This window comes from Ensifer sp. ENS09, from assembly GCF_014852425.1.
In the GTDB taxonomy this organism is placed as follows: Bacteria; Pseudomonadota; Alphaproteobacteria; order Rhizobiales; family Rhizobiaceae; genus Ensifer.
Map to the genome: position 1 here is coordinate 348,585 of NZ_JACVBP010000006.1, position 16,868 is coordinate 365,452.

Sequence of the window (16,868 nt, forward strand, 5' to 3'; positions counted from 1 at the left end):
TTGTCTGCAAGGTCAGGTCAGCGACACCGCATTGTCAAGGAAGATCACGAACCCATCAGCAGGGAGCGCCCGGCATTGCATGCGTCTGCCCCCTCGCCGATCAGATCGAACCAGCGAGGGAGCAGCGAAAAATCCGTCACTGCAGGGTTGGCGACGGAAAGCGATCTCAGGCGGCGCGGCGAACCGGCGGCATGGCGAGCTTGCGGCCGCTGGCGACGATCAGGCCGGCAGCACCCTCGAGCCAGCTGTCGCGAAGCTCGAGCGCCAGGAACCGGTCGCGTTCGAACGGACCCGGCATGACGAGATGCTGGGTGCGGCTGGCAAAGAAGCCGAAGCGCTCGTAATAGGCCGCGTCGCCGACGAGCAGGATCGCGCCGTGGCCGCGGTTCTTGGCCTCTTCGATGGCAGCGCGCATCAGCATGGCGCCGATGCCCTTGCCCTCATGCGCCGGGTCGACGGCGAGCGGACCGAGCAGCAGCGCCGGCACGGCATGGCCTTCGCGGCTGACGCCGGCCTCGACGTTCCAGAGGCGCACGGTGCCGATCACGTGACCGTCGACATCGCGGGCGACGAAAGCAAGGCCTTCGGCCGGCAGCCGGCCGCTGCGCAGCTTCTCCGACGACTTGCGACGCCGCTCCGGCCCCATGGCACGGTCGAGCAGGTTCTCGCGCGCGACGACGTCGCCCGGATTCTCGGCATCGATTACAAATGTAGTGGGCGCGAAAAACGCGCGCAGAGCGTCAACAACAGCGGCCATCGGGGCCTCCCGTCATACGACAGCGCCGCGCGTCTATTCAGACGCGCAAAGGTCGCTGTAACACCTTTAGCTGCTGCATAATTTTGTCCTTAAATCGAAACCGATTTAGGGAATTATGCAGTAACCGCTTCAGGCGGACCGAACGAAAATTGTGAAATGGCGCTCCCGCCCAAGGACGGGAGCAGACCGGATCAGATCACATAGGCCTTCAGCGGCTCGAAGCCGTTGAAAGCGACGGCCGAGTAGGTCGTCGTATAGGCACCGGTGCCTTCGATCAGAACCTCATCGCCGATCGAAAGCGTGATCGGCAGCGGATACATGTTCTTCTCGTAGAGCACGTCGGCCGAATCGCAGGTCGGGCCGGCGAGAACGCAAGGTTCCATTTCGTCGGTGTCGCGCGCCGTGCGGATCGGGTAGCGGATCGCCTCGTCCATGGTCTCGGCGAGACCACCGAACTTGCCGATGTCGAGGAACACCCAGCGATGGGCGTCGTTGTCCGACTTCTTCGAGACGAGAACGACTTCCGCCTTGATCACGCCGGCGTTGCCGACCATGCCGCGGCCGGGCTCGATGATCGTTTCCGGGATGTGGTTGCCGAAGTGCTTCTTCAAGGCACCGAAGATCGCCTGGCCGTAGGCTTCCGCCGTCGGCACGTCCTTCAGGTACTTCGTCGGGAAGCCACCACCCATGTTGACCATCTTGAGCTCGATGCCCTGCTTGGCCAACTGCACAAAGACGCGCTTGGCATCAGAGAGCGCTGCATCCCAGGCATCCAGCTTCGTCATCTGCGAACCGACATGGAACGAGACGCCGTAGGAAACGAGGCCATGCTGGTGAGCGTAGACGAGCACGTCGACGGCCATCTGCGGGACGCAGCCGAACTTGCGCGACAGCGGCCATTCGGCGCCTTCGCCATCGGTCAGGACGCGGCAGAACACGCGGGCGCCGGGGGCTGCGCGGGCAACCTTCTCGACTTCCTCGTGGCTGTCCACCGCAAACAGGTTGACCCCAAGCGCGTGGGCGCGGGCAATGTCGCGCTCTTTCTTGATGGTGTTGCCGTAGGAGACGCGGCTGGCGGTCGCACCGGCGTCGAGCGCCATTTCGATTTCGGCGACGGACGCGCAATCGAAGGAGGAGCCCATGCCGGCGAGCAGGCGCAGAATTTCCGGCGCCGGGTTTGCCTTGACCGCATAATAGATCGAGCTGTCCGGCATCGCGTGGCGGAAAGCCTTGAAATTGTTGCGCACGACGTCGAGGTCGACAACAAGGCACGGGCCTTCCGGTCGTCGGGTGTTGATGAAGTCGATGATGCGAGCCGTGGTCATGGCCATATTCCCCTGATCCAAGATGCCCCGCTTTCGCGGAGGACAAAGGGCATACGCGCACATGCTCTGGAACCAGCCGGTGGAGACCCCGGAACCATGCATGCGCTCGATGCGCGAACGGTGAATCAAAGCCCGCCTAGGCTTCAATTCGGCTTTGTCTGCCATGGATTGGAGGGGGTAACCCAACCGCACTTCCGGCAATGAAGGTGTGCCTCTTCAGTAACCCCGGCTGTTGGAAAGCCGGCAGACACCAGAAAGGCCCGCACCGTCGTTGCTTCAAGATGTCCTCGCATTTCCCGGTTGGCCGGAATAGCGACTGGAGGGGTTAGTTCCAGGTACCTTACCGATACCCTCACCTAATCGAGGGTCGGCGGACACCCACAGGCACGTGCGACTTTGGGCAAGGGCGTAGGTAAGAAAAAAGCCCGTCGTAATCAAGAGTTTTTTCACAACCGCGGTTGAATTTTTTTCCAACCGGGCAAAACTGTCGATGTTCACAAATCCTGAACGACAAGCGCCGGATCGATCACCGATCTAAAGCATTGAAAGAAGACTATTATTTTGAGAAACCGGCGCCAATGCCAGAACCCGGCGCGATGACGCAAGCGACGGACAATCTGCCGCCGGCATCATCGACGCGGAAAGAGGCCTTCGCCGGCGAATCGGCGAAGCACGATTGAGAACACGAAAGAAAGATCGCCATGGACACACTCACCCGTATCCGCGCCTTTATCGATGTCGTGGACGCCGAGGGGTTCTCGGCCGCCGCAAGGCGTGTCGGCAAGTCGAAGGCGCTGCTTTCCAAATATGTGCGCGAGCTTGAGGATGAACTGGGTGCGCTGCTCCTCAACCGCACGACACGGCAATTCTCGCTGACCGAGGCCGGCCACACCTATTACCGCACCGCGTCGGAGATCCTGAAGGAGATCGACAATCTCGCCGACCTCGTGCGCGCCAACAATTCCGACCTTAAGGGACGGCTGCGCATCACCGCGCCGCGCACCTTCGTCGATGCGGAGATCGGCCAGTCGCTGGTCGATTTCGGCAAGCAGCATCCCGAACTCTCGCTCGAAATCATCTCCGACGACCGGTTCGTCGATCTGGTAGAGGAAGGCTTCGACGTCGCCATCCGCATCACCCGGCTCGAAGATTCGACGCTGATCGCCCGCAAGCTCGACGATTTCCAGGTGCTGATCTGCGCCGCCCCCGAATTCCTGGAAAAGGCTGGCCCGATCGCTCACCCGACGGACCTTTCCAAGCTGCCCTGCATTCTCGATACGAACGGCCGCTCCTATTCCAACTGGCGCTTCGTCGAGCCTGACGGTTCTGCCTTTACCGTGCCCGTCAGCGGCCCGATCGAGGTCAACAGCCCGCTTGCCGCCCTCAGGGCCACCGTCTCCGGCCTCGGCGTATCGATCATTCCGGATTTCATCGCCCGCCCGAAAGTCGCCACCGGCGAACTCGTAACGCTGTTCGACGATTTCCTGCCCCGCGACCGCGGCATTTACGCGATCTATCCGCATCGCCGCTACCTCCCGACCAAGGTCAGGACCCTCGTCGACTTCCTGCACGCCTGGTTCCGCAAGCCGCGGTGATCGGGCACCTAAGCCTCAAAGTCCCAATTCTGTCCCATTTCCGGTACATTCCCGGAAACGAATCGCGGAGCGATCGCTCCAGCCGAAAGGATTGCCGCCACATGAGAACCAAATGCCTCGTCATGGCCGGCCTTGCCACCTTGGCTGCCCCGTCGCTGGCCTTTGCTCACCCGCATATCTTTGCGGAAGCGCGCCTCGAGGTGGTCTCCGACGACAAGGACGAGATCAGCGAACTCCGCAACGTCTGGCGCTTCGACGAACTGTTCTCCTCCAGCGTCGTGCTCGATTTCGACAAGAACTCGAACGCGACACTCGATCCGGACGAGCTGGCGGAAGTCGGCCAGACGGTGATGGAGTCCCTGTCCGAGTACAATTACTACACGACGATCCTCGACAACGGCAAAACCATCAAGGTCAACAAACCGGACCACATCACCGTCGACTACAAGGACGGGCAACTGCTGATGATGTTCGCGGTCAAGCCGGCCGAGCCGATGCCGCTCAAGGGCAAGCTCTCCTTCGGCGTCTACGATCCAACGATGTATACCGCGATGGACTTCGCGAACGACGATGACCTGACGGTCGTCGGCGACAAGATCAATGCCTGTGAGCACAAGGTCGTCCGCCCTGATCCCGACGAAGTTCTCGCCGAGAACAAGGACACCTTGACCGATGCCTTCTGGAGCGATCCGACGGGCACCGACATGTCGAAGCTCTTTGCAACCAGGATCGAGATCTCATGCTGAATACCCGCGGGATTGGACGCCTGGTCACGGCAGCGCTCATCGTCACGGCGCTCTCCGCAACGATCGCCGCGGCCCAGTCGCCCCTCGGCATCGGCACGGCCGAGCCGGCGTTCAAGACGACCGGTTTTCTCGGCGGTTTCTTCGCCTGGATCAACATGGAGCAGCAGGGCTTCTATCGGCTGATGACCAACGCGCTGAAGGGGATGCGTGAGAACCCCTGGCAGCTCTGGTCGCTGGTCGGCCTGTCCTTCACCTATGGCGTGCTGCATGCCGCTGGCCCCGGCCATGGCAAGGCGGTGATCTCCTCCTACATGATCGCCAACGAGACGGAGCTGAAGCGCGGCGTGCTGCTCTCCTTCCTCTCCTCGATCCTGCAGGGCGTGGTCGCGATCCTTTTGATCGGCGCCGTCTACCTCATCCTGCGCGGCTCATCGATCAGCATGACCAGCGCGACGCGCTGGCTGGAGATTGCGAGCTACGCACTGATCGCTGCCTTTGGCGGCTGGCTGCTCGTGCGCAAGCTGCGGTCGATGCTGCGCCCGGTTGCGGTGGCTTCCGTGGCCGGCGGCGGGCAGGTCCATCTCGCGCACGATCACCATCACGATCATCATCACAGCCACCATCATGAACACCACGGGCACAGCCATGGTCCGGGCGAGGTCTGCGCGAGCTGCGGCCATGCACACGCCCCCGATCCGTCGATGCTGAAGGGCGATCGTTTTGCGCTGCGCGAAGCCTGGTCGGCGGTCATCGCCGTCGGCCTGCGTCCCTGCTCCGGCGCGCTGATCGTGCTGTCCTTCGCACTCCTGAACGGGCTTTACCTCGGCGGCGTGCTTTCGGTCTTCGCCATGTCGATCGGCACGGCGATCACCGTCTCGATTCTCGCCACCATGGCCGTTACCGCCAAGGGCTTTGCGCTCCGTTATGCGGCAAACGGCGCGGCGGCTGCCCGGATCTCGAACGGTATCGAGATCGCCGGCGCTGTCCTTGTTCTGTTGCTGGGATTGGCGCTGCTCGGCGCGGCGCTACAGAGCTGACACAGACGGCCTGATCAGGCCGTCACAGTCCGCGCTTGCGCTGGTAGCGCGCGCGGAGCCAGAAGAGCAGGAAGAAGCCGAGAACGAAGATCACGCCGAAGGCGGCGGCAAGCCAGGGCGAGATATCCCCGAGCTTGAGCATGATGGACGGCAACACGAAGAAGCCGAGGCCGGCGACGACGAGAATGATCGCAGCGGCGATCGCCGGTGACTTTTCCTTGTTCTGCATGACTTCCCTGCTGTTGTCTGCCGCGGCCTGAGCAGCCGGCGCCTATTTGGACGCCTGCCGCTCCAGGTCCGAGCGTATATCTTCAAGCCGCCGCTTCTGGCGACCGTCTTCATCGAAATTATCAGCTGCAAGCCAGGTTTCGAATGCGGCATTGAGCAGCGGCCATTCGCTATCGATCATCGAAAACCAGGCCGTGTCGCGGTTGCCGCCCTTGGAAATCATGTGCTGCCGGAAAATGCCTTCGAAGGTGAAACCGAGGCGTGCCGCAGTCTGACGGCTGGCCATGTTCTCGCTGTTGCACTTCCATTCGTAGCGGCGGTAGCCCAGATCCTCAAAGACGTGCTTTGCCATCAGGTAGTGGACTTCGGTCGAAAGCGGCGAACGCGCCATTGCCGCGCCGTGCGCCACGGAGCCGACCTCGACGACGCCATTGGCAGGATCGGGGCGCATGTAGTTGGCCATGCCGACGACAATGCCGGTTGCCTGGTCGCGGAACACTTCGGTGACCCAGCTGGACTTCTGCTGAGCCGCCGTCAGCCAGGCGTCGAAGTCTTCGATCCCGGCGAAGTCCGGCTGCGCGAAATACTTCAGCAGCGGATTGATCGCCATGCCGCCGAGGCCGTCCCAGAGATCCTGCAGATGCCGGTCGCGCTCATAGGGCTCAAGCTTGACGAAACGCCCTTCGAGCGCGACGCCCTTCGGCGCCGGGCACCCTTTCCAGTTCTTCAGGTCCTGCATCGGCCGCTCCTCCTTCATCCCTGCCCTTCGGCATAGGCCAGAGTGGCGGCCGACACAAATTCAAACTGGTGATGACCCCTGTTCGAACCGGTGATGAAACCGTGCCGGCCGAACCGATCCCCTACGCGGTGGCCGGCACCTTGGCGGCCGAAACCGTCGCCTCGATGTGATCGACCAGCGCATCGGGAAGACCGAGGCGGCCGGCGAGCAGGTCGAGATAGCCGCGCTCCGCACGGGTTTCCGGCTCGATCGTCAGGCGCGACGCGGTGTAGACCTCCACGCGCTCCTCTTCGGTCTTTGCCGCGCCGACAATCGCGTCGATATCGACCGGGTTGGCAAGCTCGCCCTCGAGGAAGCTGGTGGCATCGGCCGAGAGGCCCGATACCGACAGCTTGTCCATGATGTGCTGGCGCTCGGCATCGTCGATATGCCCATCGGCGCGCGAAGCGGCGATCATCGCGCGCACCAGCGTCAGCGCAAAATCATGGCTGACGGCTTCCGGCGCGGAGGCAAAACCGGAATCGGCCGGCGGCGGCAGAAGTTCCGGGTCGCCCTTGGCGACCGTTGCGCCGCCGGGCGTGTTGCCGGCCTGATAATTCTTGTAGGCCTGGTAACCGAGGCCGGCGATCGCCGCGAGGCCGCCGAGCACGGCGGCGTTGCCGGCCAGCTGGCGACCCGACTTGGTGCCGAGCAGAACAGCGGCGATGGCGCCGCTCGCCAGCGGATTGTCCTTGGCAAGCTGCGTCGCCTGGGTCGCGCGATCGCGCACCGTGCCGCCGGCACCGGGCACTTGCGATCCCAGAAACTGATCCAGCAATTTCTTCGCGTCGAACATCGGGTTTCGCTCCTTGTCGGTTCCGGGCGTGTGAAGACAAATGGGATGGCGCGCCGCCCGCGATCGCGCCGTCGAATGGAGTGAGACATAGGAACGTTGCAGCGGAAATACAAATTCGCGCGAGAGATGCGCCTCCAACAAAAAAGCCGGGCTCTCGCCCGGCTTTCGAAATCGGATCGTGCCTTTTGTTGCTCAGCCCTTGAGGGCAAAGGCTTCTGCCGCAAGCTTGGTGATGCCGGCCCAGTCGCCCTTGGCAACCAGTTCCTTCGGCGCAACCCAGGAGCCGCCGACACAAACGACGTTGGGCAGCGTCAGATAGTCGCGCGCATTGGCAAGGGAAATGCCGCCCGTCGGGCAGAAGAGCGTGCCGGCAAGCGGCGAGGACAGCGACTTGAGGTAGGCGGCGCCGCCGGCCTGCTCGGCCGGGAAGAACTTCATGACGTCGTAGCCTTCTTCACGCAGGCCCATGACTTCGCTCGCCGTCGCCGCACCCGGCAAAAGCGGCACCTCGTGGTCGTTGGCCACATCGATCAGTTCCTGCGTCGTGCCGGGGCTGACGATGAACTTCGAGCCGGCTTCGACCGCGGCTTCGAACTGGGCGGCGTTGAGGATCGTGCCGGCGCCGGCAACGGCACCTTCCACTTCGTTGGCAACGGCGCTGATCGCTTCGAGCGCTGCCGGCGTGCGCAGCGTGATTTCGATCGCCTTCAAACCGCCGGCAACCAGGGCGCGCGCCAGGGGCACAGCAGTGGCGACGTCATCGATGACGAGAACCGGCACGACCGGCTGCAATTTGAGGATGGAAAGAAGCCTGTCGGATTTCGCGCTCATGCCGATCGTCCTTTTTAAAACGATTGAATATGCCCTCCGCATACTCCCCCGGCCACCGGTTGTCGAGACCCAAGGCGGCGGGAGCGCGGCTTTCGCATGTAAGGCAACGGTAATATGCAACTTGCGACAAAGAGATGACTTGAGCCTTTGCGTGAAAGCGATAGGTTGAAGGCCGCGGGCCCTCGAAATGGCGGATTTTCCATGGCGAAGGAAATAGAGCGCAAGTTTCTGGTCGCTTCCGATGGGTGGCGAGAGCGTGCGGACAAGGGCATTGACCTCAGGCAGGCCTATGTCGTGACCATGGACGACCGCTCGCTGCGCGTGCGCATCCACGGCGACAAATGGGCGCGCCTCACCATCAAGATCGGCAAGTCGGCGCTCGTCAGGAACGAATACGAATACGACCTGCCGATGGAGGATGCCCGCGAGATGCTGACCCAGGCGGTCGGGATCGTCATCGAGAAACGTCGCTACCGCGTGCCGCACAAGGGCTTTACCTGGGAAGTGGACGTCTACGAAGGCGCGCTCAAGGGCCTCGTCGTTGCGGAAGTGGAAATGAAGCGCGAGACCGACATGCCGGCGCTGCCCGATTGGGTCGGGCAGGAGATTACCGGCGATCGCCGCTACTCCAACCAGTCCCTCGCCACCGAAGGACTGACGGAACCGCAACCATGACTTACGCCTTCGAACCTGGACGGCCTTTTTCTGAAGACTTCCGCACGATCGCCGCCGAACAGCTCACACAGGCGGTGATGACGCTCGAGGATCGGCCTGACGGGGTGCACGAGGCGATCCATGACGCCCGCAAGAATTTCAAACGCCTGCGCTCGCTGTACCGTCTCGTCGCAGCGGACGTGCCGCTTTTTCAGAAGCATGAAAATGCGCGCATCCGCGACATGGCCCGCAACCTCTCAACCGTTCGGGACGCGGCCGCACTGGTCGAGAACGCCCATTACCTCAAGGCAGCCGCGTGCAACGAGGAGGAAGAACGGGCGCTCGACCATGTCTGCGAGCGGCTGACGACCCGCCGGGACCGCATCACCGCAAGCGCGACCGATATCGAGGACCGCGTGGCAGCCACCATCGTGCGCTGCGAGCAGGCACTGCAGGCCCTCAGCCAAGTGACATTCGACGATCGACGCCGCAAGACCGCAGACCGGCTGACGAAGGGATGGCGGCGCACTCTGAGGCGGGCCAAGCGCGCCAGGCAGGCATGCAGCGAGACTTCGGAAGCCCCGGCGTTCCACGAGCTGCGAAAGCGGGCGCAGGACTACCGCATGCATCTCGGCCTGATGCACGCGGTCTGGCCTTCCGCCCTGCAGGCCAAGCGCACCGAGGCTAAAGCGCTGGTCGACACGCTCGGGCACCTCAACGATCTCGCGGTCATGACCCAGTTGATCAACGAGGATCCGGGGCTTGCCGGTAACAGTCAGGATCAGGCCCACCTCATCGCGGCCGTCATCGACCGACAGGGAAGCTTGCGCAAGCACGCTCTTGATCTCGCCGCCGAGGTCTTCCAGGAGGAACCGGACGACGAAAGCCGAACGATCCGGTTGCTCTGGCTCGACGCCGCGCGCTGATGTTTCGGCGAAATTTCGGCGGGCGGACCGACTGTCCGCGCCGCGACAGAGTGCCCCTGGGCCCCGCCGCGATTGCGCTTGCGGCGCGAAAGCTGTATTTGCACCGGCCATGACCGACATTTCCACGACCCCGCTCGCCCAGACCCATGGTGAGACGCATGGCCAGTTTCTGGTGGCCGCGCTCTATCATTTCGCACGCTTCCCGCGTTTCGCCGACTTTCGCGAACCGCTGCAGGCCGTCTGCGACGAAAACGGCGTCAAGGGAACGCTGCTTCTGGCGCATGAAGGCATCAACGGCACGATCGCCGGCACGGATGCCGGCATCGCCGCGGTGCTCTCCTTCCTGCGCGCGCAGCCCGAATTCGGCGCACTGGAGCACAAGGAAAGCCGCGCATCCTCCATGCCGTTCCTGCGCATGAAGGTGCGGCTGAAAAAGGAAATCGTCACCATGGGCGTCGAGAACATCGACCCCAACAAGATCGTCGGCACCTATGTCGATCCAAAGGATTGGAACGCGCTGATCTCCGACCCCGAGACGATCGTCATCGACACGCGCAACGACTACGAAACCGCGATCGGCATCTTCAAGGGTGCGGTCGATCCGCAGACCAAGACCTTCCGCGAGTTTCCGGACTGGGTGCGCAACCACACCGGCCTGCACAACAAGCCGAAGATCGCCATGTACTGCACCGGCGGCATCCGCTGCGAGAAGGCGACCGCCTTCATGAAGGAACAGGGCTTCGACGAGGTGTACCACCTCAAGGGCGGCATCCTGAAATATCTCGAGGAAGTGCCGCAGGAAGAAAGCCTGTGGGAAGGCGCCTGCTTCGTCTTCGACGACCGCGTCTCCGTCACCCATGGCCTAGAGGAAGGCGAGCACACGCTCTGCCACGCCTGCCGCCAGCCGTTGACCAAGGCGGACCTGGCTTCACCACACCACGAGGACGGCGTCGCCTGCATTCATTGCCACGAGGTCCGCACCGACGAGGACCGCGAACGCTACCGCCAGCGCCAGAAGCAGATCGAGCTGGCCAGGAAGCGTGGCGAACGCCACCTCGGCAGCTGATATCCGCTTGGGCGTCCACCCTTCGCTGGCGCGAGAGGGAAGCGCACCTCATCCGCCTGCCGGCACCTTCTCCCCGCAAGCGGGGCGAAGGGACTTGCGGCATCGCTCCAGCCCACAAAACGAACCCCACCTTGCGCCTGCGACTTGCAGGCGGTTCCGCGGGTACCGAGAGCTCCGGTCCGCGGCGCCCAAGCGTGGCAGGTCCCCTCGCCCCGCTTGCGGGGAGAGGGTGAGGGGCGGTTTCACTCGCGAACGCAGTCAACCCGGCAACGCTTCGCATTCCTCAAGCGCCAACGCGCTGCGGTCCCATTCATGGCGGCTACGGGTAAAAATCGCGTCGGTCGGGCGAAACACCGAGGGGTCGTCGAGCGTGCCGGCATAGATCGACACACGCGGATCATCCGGCGGACCTGAGCCGTATACCTGGCTGCCGCAGGTCTCGCAAAAATGGCGGATCGAGGGATTGCCGTTTTCGGCGCGCGTCTCGTAGCCGCGGCCTGTACCCGACATCGTCACATCGGCGCGGTCGAAGATCATATAGCAGCAATGGCCGGTCCCGGTCGTACGCTGGCAGTCGCGACAATGGCAGAAGCCGGAAAAGAGAGGCTGAGCCTTCAGCTCATACCGGATCGCACCGCAGAGACATCCGCCCTTCATGACACTCATGGTTCGTCCTCCTCGAAGTGCCAGGAGGATAGCCATGCAAGTCATGCGGTCAAAGAAAAACCGCGCGCCGGGGTGCGGCGCGCGGTCGATGGTTCGCTTAGGCGAGATGCTTACCAGCTCGGGATCAGCGCGCCCTTGAAGGTGTCGTTGATGAAGGCACGCACCTTTTCGTCGTGGTAGGATTCGACCAGCATCTTCACCCACGGCGCATCCTTGTCGGCCTTGCGCACGGCAATGACGTTGGCGTAGGGCGACTTTTCGCCTTCAATCGCAATTGCGTCCTTCTTCGGATGCAGGCCGGCTTCCATCGCGTAGTTGGTGTTGATCACGGCCGCGTCGACGTCCTGCAGCGAGCGCGGCAGCTGGGCGGCGTCGAGCTCGGCAAACGTGATGTTCTTCGGGTTTTCGGTGATGTCGGCCGGCGTGACCTTGAGGCCAGCTTCTTCCTTGAGCTTGATCAGGCCCTTGGACGCGAGAACGAGCAGCGCGCGGCCGCCATTGGTCGGGTCGTTCGGGATCGCGATCGTGGCGCCGTCCTTGATCTCGTCGAGGCTCTTCACCTTCTGCGAATAGACGCCCATCGGGGTGGTGATGGTGGTGCCGACGCTGACGATGTCGAAGCCGCGATCGGCGATCTGGTTGTCGAGATAGGGCTGGTGCTGGAACGAGTTGGCGTTGAGGTCGCCGTCAGCCAGAGCCTGGTTCGGAACGACGTAGTCGGAGAATTCGAGGATCTCGATGTCGAGGCCCTTGGGAGCTGCGACTTCCTTCACCTTCTCCATGATCTGGGCGTGTTCGCCCGGCGTGACGCCGACCTTGATGGTCTCGGCGAATGCCGCGCCGGCGGAAAGAGCGGCAATCGCTGCCGCGATGATAAGCTTCTTCATGGTGGTCTCCTTGTTCACGTTTAAGCCTTGGGAGGAAATCAGGTCTTGCGGTTCTTCTTGTCGAAGCGTCGCGCGAGGCCATCGCCGGCGCTCTGGACGAGCTGCACCAGCACGATCAGCACGATGACGACGACGAGCATCACGTCGGGCATGAAACGCTGGTAGCCGTAGCGGATGCCGAGGTCGCCAAGCCCGCCGCCGCCGACGGCGCCGACCATGGCCGAATAGCCGATGAGGCTGACGGCGGTCATGGTGAGCGCCAGGGTCAGCGCCGGCCGCGCTTCGGCAAGCAGCACCTTGAAGACGATCTGCATCGGGGTCGCCCCCATGGCACGCGCCGCCTCGATCAGCCCCTTGTCGATTTCACGGATCGCCGCCTCGACCAGACGCGCGACGAAGGGGATGGTGGCGATCGTCAGCGGCACGATCGCAGCCTTCGTGCCGATCGAGGTGCCGGTCAGAAGCCGGGTGAAGGGAATGATGGCGACGACCAGGATGATGAATGGCGTCGAGCGCGTGGCGTTGACGATCAGCCCGACGATGCGGTTGAGCGTCGGCGCCGGGAAGAGCTCGCCCTTGCCGCTGGTGGCAAGGAAGATGCCAATCGGCCCACCGATCAACGAGCCGATCAGGCCGGCGATGGCGACCATGTAGATCGTGTCGACGGTGGCGCCGCCGATGCGCAGGAGAATATCAGGCGACATAACCGAGCACCTCCGTGACCAGACCGTTTTCGGTAAAGAAGCGCTCGGCGCGGCCGGACGTCTCGGCATCCGCGCCATAGGCGACGACCAGCGAGCCATAGGGCGCGCCGCCGATCTCGTCGATCGTGCCGGCGATGATGTTGACCTCGGCGCCGACCGACTTGATCAGCTGCGAGATCAGCGGCTTTTCGGCCGCAGCCCCGAAGAAGGTGAGCCGCACGACGGCGCGATCGCCGGCCGCCGGTGCAGGCTTCAGCGCGCGGGCGACCGCGTCTGGAAGCTTCGAGCCCGGCAGGCCCGAAAGCAGCGCCCGCGTCGTCTCGTGCTTCGGATGGGTGAAGACATCGAAGGTGTGGCCACGCTCGACGATGCGGCCGTGATCGATGACGGCAACATCCGAAGTTACCGCCTTCACCACTTCCATCTCGTGGGTGATGAGCAGCACCGTCAGGCCGAGATCGGCATTGATGCGCTTCAAAAGCTCCAGGATCGACTGGGTCGTCTCCGGATCGAGCGCCGAGGTCGCCTCGTCGGAGAGCAGGAGCTTCGGCTCGGTCGCAAGCGCCCGGGCGATGCCGATGCGCTGTTTCTGGCCGCCTGAAAGTTCGGCCGGATAGCGCCCGTGCTTGTCGGCGAGACCGACGAGATCGAGCAGCGGCCGAACGCGCTGTTCGATCGCGCGCTTGTCCATGCCGGATATTTCGAGCGGCAGCGCGACGTTTCCGAACACGGTGCGCGAGGACAGCAGGTTGAAGTGCTGGAAGATCATGCCGACGGAGCGGCGAAGGCTCCGCAGCGCCGCCTCGTCGAGCCCGCCGACATCGACGCCGTCGACCAGCACCTTGCCACCCGTCGGCTTTTCGAGCCCGTTGACGAGCCGGATCAGCGTCGACTTGCCAGCGCCGGAGCGGCCGATGATGCCGGTGATCGAGCCACGATCGACGGTCAACGAGACCTTGTCGAGCGCGGTGAAGGCGCCGCTGGTGCCGGAAGCGGGGAAATGCTTGGAAACGCCGTCGAAGACGACGGCCGCGTCAGCCGATGGCGCGGTGTTTTGGGCGGAAACGCTCATCGTTCGGAAATCCCCGAATGAGGCGCAGTCGGAATGTGCGGGTACATAAGTGCTCTCGGATGTTCAAAACTCATGATCCCGGGCCTGGCCGGGATGGAACGCGCGTCTGGTCAGGCCGACATTCGACAACGCATTCGGAACAGGGAGCACTTCTCTAACATCAAGCAACCAGTCAGTTCAACTTTGGCGCCGCATGGCCCGCACGCGACATAATCTACGGCTCTTATGGAGAATTGCCGCGCCCTTTCACAGGCATGATTTTCCTGATTATGGCAAACAGCGGCAAAACCATGCTCTTTTGCGTGGCAGGGCACCGTCATCCCGCAAATCGCCATCTTGGATATCCTTGTTCGGGCGGACTGTGCCCGACCGCATTTCATGCTAACGGGCAGGAACAGGATTACGAGGTGAGAAATGCGCATCGTCTTGACCGGAAGTTCCGGCCGCATCGGCAGAGCGATCTACAACGCGCTCGCCGCCGCCGACCATGACGTCATCGGCATCGATCGCGCGCCCTTCGGCACCACGGCCATCGTCGGCGATCTCGTCGATGGCGAACTGCTGGAGCGCGCGATGGAAGGGGCGGACGCCGTGATCCATACGGCGGCCCTGCACGCGCCGCATGTGGATGCGGTTGCCGATCAGGAATTCGAGCGCGTCAACGTGATGGGCACCCATCTGGTGATCGCCGCAGCCCAGGCCGCCGGTGTCGGCCGCATCGTCTTTACCAGCACGACGGCACTCTACGGCCACGCGGTCACGGAAGGCGGTTGCGCCTGGATCACCGAGGAAACGCCGCCGAAGCCGCACACCATCTACCACCACACCAAGCTTGCGGCCGAAGCCCTGCTCGAAAACGCCGCCGATCGAGCTTTGCATGTGCGCGTGCTGCGCATGTCGCGCTGTTTCCCGGAGGCCGCCGATCGTATCGCAAGCTACCGCCTGCACCGCGGCATCGATGCGCGCGACGTGGCTGCCGCGCATGTGGCAGCACTCGACAATGGCGGCCCGGCTTTTCAACGCTACATCATCTCGGGCGAAACGCCCTTCCTTCCAACGGATTGCCGCCGGCTGGCGGAGGACGCGGCGGGGCTCTTGCGTGAACGCGCGCCAAAACTGAGCCAAGCTTTTGCCGATCGCGACTGGTCGCTGCCCGCCACCATCGACAGGGTCTACGACCCGAGTGCTGCGATCGAAAAGCTCGACTGGAAGCCGCGTTACGGCTTCAAGGAAGTGCTGGCCCAACTCGACCGACAGAGCCTGGAAGTCCTGCCGGTCCGGCGATGAAGTGACCGGACCACGGAAGCATCACGGGCGGGTGAGCCGCCCGCTTAAGCGTCAGACGTGGTTGCCCTTCGGAAACTGTTCGGCCAGCGCCTGGTACCACTGACCGCTCTTCTTGATGGTGCGGACCTGGGTGTCGTAGTCGACATGCACGATGCCGAAACGCATCTTGTAGCCCTCGGCCCATTCGAAATTGTCCATCAGGCTCCAGGCGAAATATCCGCGCATCGGATACCCCTCGGCGATCAGATCCGCCGTCACCGACAGATGGTCGGCGATGTAGTCGAGTCGCGGCTGGTCGTCGACGATGCCGTTATCGACGCCCATGTTGTAGCAGGCACCGTTCTCGGTGATGTAGCAGTCCGGCAGCTCGTATTTTGCGTTCAGCGTCTTGACCAGGCTGCCGAGCGCCGGAGCGTAAACCTCCCAACCGATATCCGTCTTTGTCTCGCTCACCGGCTTGGCATTGATGGTTGCCGGGTATTCTGCGTCCTTGGCCGGATCGTCGCTCACCCGCATCGGCGTGTAGTAGTTAAGCCCCCACCAGTCGAGCGGCCGCGAGATCGTCTCCATGTCACCGTCTTCGATCGCTGGCATGCGGTGCCCGAGCGCACTCATGAAACTCTCGGGGTACGCCCCCCCAAAGATCGGGCCGAAGAAGACGCCGTTGTGGAAGTCGAAGGCGCGGTCGGCGGCTTTCTTGTCGGCCGCGCTGTCGCTGCCCGGATAGACCGAATGCGCGTTGATGACGATGCCCGTCGGCAAGTTCGGCCGCTCGGAGCGGATGCCGTCGACGCCGAGTCCGTGCGCCAGATTGGTGAAGTGCAGCGCATGCAGGGCTGCATCCATGTTGCGCTCGCCCGGCGCATGGATGCCGTAGAGATGGCTGAGCCACACCGAGCACCAGGGCTCGTTGAAGGTCGCGACCGCATCGAGCCGGTCGCCGAGCCGGGCGATCACCGTCTTGGCGTAGCGCTGGAAGGCATAGGCCGTCGTGCGTGCCGTCCAGCCGCCATCGCCCATCAGCGCCAGCGGCAGGTCCCAATGGTAAAGTGTGGCGAAGGCCTTGATGTTGCGGGCCTTGAGGCCGTCGACGAGACGGTCGTAGAAATCGAGACCCTTTTCGTTGATCGGACCGGTACCCTCAGGAATGATGCGCGGCCAGGCGATCGAGAAACGGTATGCGTCAACGCCGAGGCTCTTGATCAGGTCCAGATCTTCTTCCAGCCGGTTGTAGTGGTCGCAGGCGACATCGCCGTTGTGACGCCCGAAGACACGGCCCGGCATGTTGGAAAAAGCATCCCAGATCGACGGCTTGCGCCCGTCGGCCTTGGTGGCGCCTTCGATCTGGAAGGAGGCGGTCGCCACCCCGAATACGAAATCGCCCGGAAAGCGCTCAGCCAGGATCTTGGGATCGGTCATCTCTTTGTCTCGTCTCGTTCCGACCCCGCTGTCAGCGGGACCTTGTCTTTCGGTTTGTAGAGGGCCGACCTAAAACGATGCCGGCAAATGTCAA

General features: G+C 63.1%; 18 protein-coding genes. 7 read left to right on the plus strand and 11 right to left on the minus strand.

The features are described from left to right. Positions 1-166: 166 nt before the first annotated feature. Positions 167-757 carry a GNAT family N-acetyltransferase gene (locus IB267_RS28385; protein WP_192450799.1) on the minus strand — a complete coding sequence of 197 codons (591 nt, stop codon included), beginning with the start codon at positions 755-757 and terminating at the stop codon, positions 167-169. 191 nt (positions 758-948) lie between these two features. Next, positions 949-2,088, minus strand: a complete 1,140-nt coding sequence (odc2, locus tag IB267_RS28390) for an ornithine/lysine decarboxylase (RefSeq protein ID WP_246764948.1) — start codon at positions 2,086-2,088, stop codon at positions 949-951. A gap of 695 nt (positions 2,089-2,783) precedes the next feature. On the opposite strand from odc2, the gene IB267_RS28395 reads away from it, so the two are divergent. From IB267_RS28395 to IB267_RS28405, 3 genes are all read left to right on the plus strand, one after another. After that, a complete protein-coding gene (locus tag IB267_RS28395) occupies positions 2,784-3,677 on the plus strand; it encodes a LysR family transcriptional regulator (protein WP_192450801.1) in 894 nt (297 codons plus the stop codon). 101 nt (positions 3,678-3,778) lie between these two features. After that, positions 3,779-4,423, plus strand: a complete 645-nt coding sequence (locus IB267_RS28400) for a DUF1007 family protein (RefSeq protein WP_192450802.1) — start codon at positions 3,779-3,781, stop codon at positions 4,421-4,423. Continuing rightward, the gene (locus IB267_RS28405) at positions 4,417-5,460 is read left to right on the plus strand and encodes a nickel/cobalt transporter (protein ID WP_192450803.1); all 1,044 of its coding nucleotides are present in this window, start codon (positions 4,417-4,419) and stop codon (positions 5,458-5,460) included. Before IB267_RS28400 ends, IB267_RS28405 begins: the two co-directional genes overlap by 7 nt. A 22-nt stretch (positions 5,461-5,482) precedes the next feature. Here IB267_RS28405 and IB267_RS28410 read toward each other — a convergent pair whose 3' ends face one another. From IB267_RS28410 to IB267_RS28425, 4 genes are all read right to left on the minus strand, one after another. Next, on the minus strand, positions 5,483-5,689 hold the full coding sequence (locus tag IB267_RS28410) for a hypothetical protein (RefSeq protein ID WP_034786975.1): 207 nt from the start codon (positions 5,687-5,689) through the stop codon (positions 5,483-5,485). A 42-nt stretch (positions 5,690-5,731) separates the two neighbouring features. Next, positions 5,732-6,427: a GNAT family N-acetyltransferase gene (locus IB267_RS28415; RefSeq protein ID WP_192450804.1), complete on the minus strand. Its 696-nt coding sequence runs from the start codon at positions 6,425-6,427 to the stop codon at positions 5,732-5,734. 121 nt (positions 6,428-6,548) lie between these two features. Further along, complete coding sequence (locus tag IB267_RS28420) at positions 6,549-7,262, minus strand: tellurite resistance TerB family protein (RefSeq protein ID WP_192450805.1); 714 nt, start codon at positions 7,260-7,262, stop codon at positions 6,549-6,551. A 192-nt stretch (positions 7,263-7,454) separates the two neighbouring features. Then, positions 7,455-8,093 carry a 2-dehydro-3-deoxy-phosphogluconate aldolase gene (locus tag IB267_RS28425; protein ID WP_192450806.1) on the minus strand — a complete coding sequence of 213 codons (639 nt, stop codon included), beginning with the start codon at positions 8,091-8,093 and terminating at the stop codon, positions 7,455-7,457. A 201-nt stretch (positions 8,094-8,294) separates the two neighbouring features. On the opposite strand from IB267_RS28425, the gene IB267_RS28430 reads away from it, so the two are divergent. From IB267_RS28430 to IB267_RS28440, 3 genes are all read left to right on the plus strand, one after another. Further along, a complete protein-coding gene (locus IB267_RS28430) occupies positions 8,295-8,768 on the plus strand; it encodes a CYTH domain-containing protein (RefSeq protein ID WP_192450807.1) in 474 nt (157 codons plus the stop codon). Beyond that, positions 8,765-9,673, plus strand: a complete 909-nt coding sequence (locus tag IB267_RS28435; RefSeq protein WP_060517526.1) for a CHAD domain-containing protein — start codon at positions 8,765-8,767, stop codon at positions 9,671-9,673. Before IB267_RS28430 ends, IB267_RS28435 begins: the two co-directional genes overlap by 4 nt. 109 nt (positions 9,674-9,782) lie before the next feature. After that, positions 9,783-10,739, plus strand: coding sequence for a rhodanese-related sulfurtransferase (locus IB267_RS28440; protein WP_192450808.1), 957 nt, complete (start codon positions 9,783-9,785; stop codon positions 10,737-10,739). A 258-nt stretch (positions 10,740-10,997) separates the two neighbouring features. On the opposite strand, the gene IB267_RS28445 is transcribed toward IB267_RS28440, so the two are convergent. The 4 genes from IB267_RS28445 to IB267_RS28460 form a co-directional block, all read right to left on the minus strand. Next, positions 10,998-11,405 (minus strand): GFA family protein, encoded by a 408-nt coding sequence (locus IB267_RS28445; protein WP_246810875.1) that lies wholly within the window; start codon positions 11,403-11,405, stop codon positions 10,998-11,000. 110 nt (positions 11,406-11,515) lie between these two features. Then, positions 11,516-12,292, minus strand: a complete 777-nt coding sequence (locus tag IB267_RS28450; protein WP_192450809.1) for a MetQ/NlpA family ABC transporter substrate-binding protein — start codon at positions 12,290-12,292, stop codon at positions 11,516-11,518. Between the two features lie 38 nt (positions 12,293-12,330). Beyond that, positions 12,331-12,996: a methionine ABC transporter permease gene (locus IB267_RS28455; protein WP_192450810.1), complete on the minus strand. Its 666-nt coding sequence runs from the start codon at positions 12,994-12,996 to the stop codon at positions 12,331-12,333. Beyond that, entirely contained in the window at positions 12,986-14,068 is a 1,083-nt protein-coding gene (locus IB267_RS28460; RefSeq protein ID WP_192450811.1) for a methionine ABC transporter ATP-binding protein, read from the minus strand. Before IB267_RS28460 ends, IB267_RS28455 begins: the two co-directional genes overlap by 11 nt. A 414-nt stretch (positions 14,069-14,482) precedes the next feature. Between IB267_RS28460 and IB267_RS28465 the strand changes: the two genes are divergently transcribed. Then, positions 14,483-15,355 (plus strand): NAD(P)-dependent oxidoreductase, encoded by an 873-nt coding sequence (locus IB267_RS28465; RefSeq protein ID WP_192450812.1) that lies wholly within the window; start codon positions 14,483-14,485, stop codon positions 15,353-15,355. Positions 15,356-15,406: 51 nt separating this feature from the next. Here the strand turns inward: IB267_RS28465 and IB267_RS28470 are convergent, their stop codons facing one another. Then, a complete protein-coding gene (locus tag IB267_RS28470) occupies positions 15,407-16,774 on the minus strand; it encodes a GH1 family beta-glucosidase (RefSeq protein WP_192450813.1) in 1,368 nt (455 codons plus the stop codon). Positions 16,775-16,868 lie beyond the last annotated feature (94 nt).

Excerpts from the sequence above, each read along its gene's own strand:
- IB267_RS28385 (WP_192450799.1), bottom strand. The coding sequence starts at position 757 with ATGGCCGCTGTTGTTGACGCTCTGCGCGCGTTTTTCGCGCCCACTACA.
- odc2 (WP_246764948.1), bottom strand. The coding sequence starts at position 2,088 with ATGGCCATGACCACGGCTCGCATCATCGACTTCATCAACACCCGACGA.
- IB267_RS28395 (WP_192450801.1), top strand. The coding sequence starts at position 2,784 with ATGGACACACTCACCCGTATCCGCGCCTTTATCGATGTCGTGGACGCC.
- IB267_RS28400 (WP_192450802.1), top strand. The coding sequence starts at position 3,779 with ATGAGAACCAAATGCCTCGTCATGGCCGGCCTTGCCACCTTGGCTGCC.
- IB267_RS28405 (WP_192450803.1), top strand. The coding sequence starts at position 4,417 with ATGCTGAATACCCGCGGGATTGGACGCCTGGTCACGGCAGCGCTCATC.
- IB267_RS28410 (WP_034786975.1), bottom strand. The coding sequence starts at position 5,689 with ATGCAGAACAAGGAAAAGTCACCGGCGATCGCCGCTGCGATCATTCTC.
- IB267_RS28415 (WP_192450804.1), bottom strand. The coding sequence starts at position 6,427 with ATGCAGGACCTGAAGAACTGGAAAGGGTGCCCGGCGCCGAAGGGCGTC.
- IB267_RS28420 (WP_192450805.1), bottom strand. The coding sequence starts at position 7,262 with ATGTTCGACGCGAAGAAATTGCTGGATCAGTTTCTGGGATCGCAAGTG.
- IB267_RS28425 (WP_192450806.1), bottom strand. The coding sequence starts at position 8,093 with ATGAGCGCGAAATCCGACAGGCTTCTTTCCATCCTCAAATTGCAGCCG.
- IB267_RS28430 (WP_192450807.1), top strand. The coding sequence starts at position 8,295 with ATGGCGAAGGAAATAGAGCGCAAGTTTCTGGTCGCTTCCGATGGGTGG.
- IB267_RS28435 (WP_060517526.1), top strand. The coding sequence starts at position 8,765 with ATGACTTACGCCTTCGAACCTGGACGGCCTTTTTCTGAAGACTTCCGC.
- IB267_RS28440 (WP_192450808.1), top strand. The coding sequence starts at position 9,783 with ATGACCGACATTTCCACGACCCCGCTCGCCCAGACCCATGGTGAGACG.
- IB267_RS28445 (WP_246810875.1), bottom strand. The coding sequence starts at position 11,405 with ATGAGTGTCATGAAGGGCGGATGTCTCTGCGGTGCGATCCGGTATGAG.
- IB267_RS28450 (WP_192450809.1), bottom strand. The coding sequence starts at position 12,292 with ATGAAGAAGCTTATCATCGCGGCAGCGATTGCCGCTCTTTCCGCCGGC.
- IB267_RS28455 (WP_192450810.1), bottom strand. The coding sequence starts at position 12,996 with ATGTCGCCTGATATTCTCCTGCGCATCGGCGGCGCCACCGTCGACACG.
- IB267_RS28460 (WP_192450811.1), bottom strand. The coding sequence starts at position 14,068 with ATGAGCGTTTCCGCCCAAAACACCGCGCCATCGGCTGACGCGGCCGTC.
- IB267_RS28465 (WP_192450812.1), top strand. The coding sequence starts at position 14,483 with ATGCGCATCGTCTTGACCGGAAGTTCCGGCCGCATCGGCAGAGCGATC.
- IB267_RS28470 (WP_192450813.1), bottom strand. The coding sequence starts at position 16,774 with ATGACCGATCCCAAGATCCTGGCTGAGCGCTTTCCGGGCGATTTCGTA.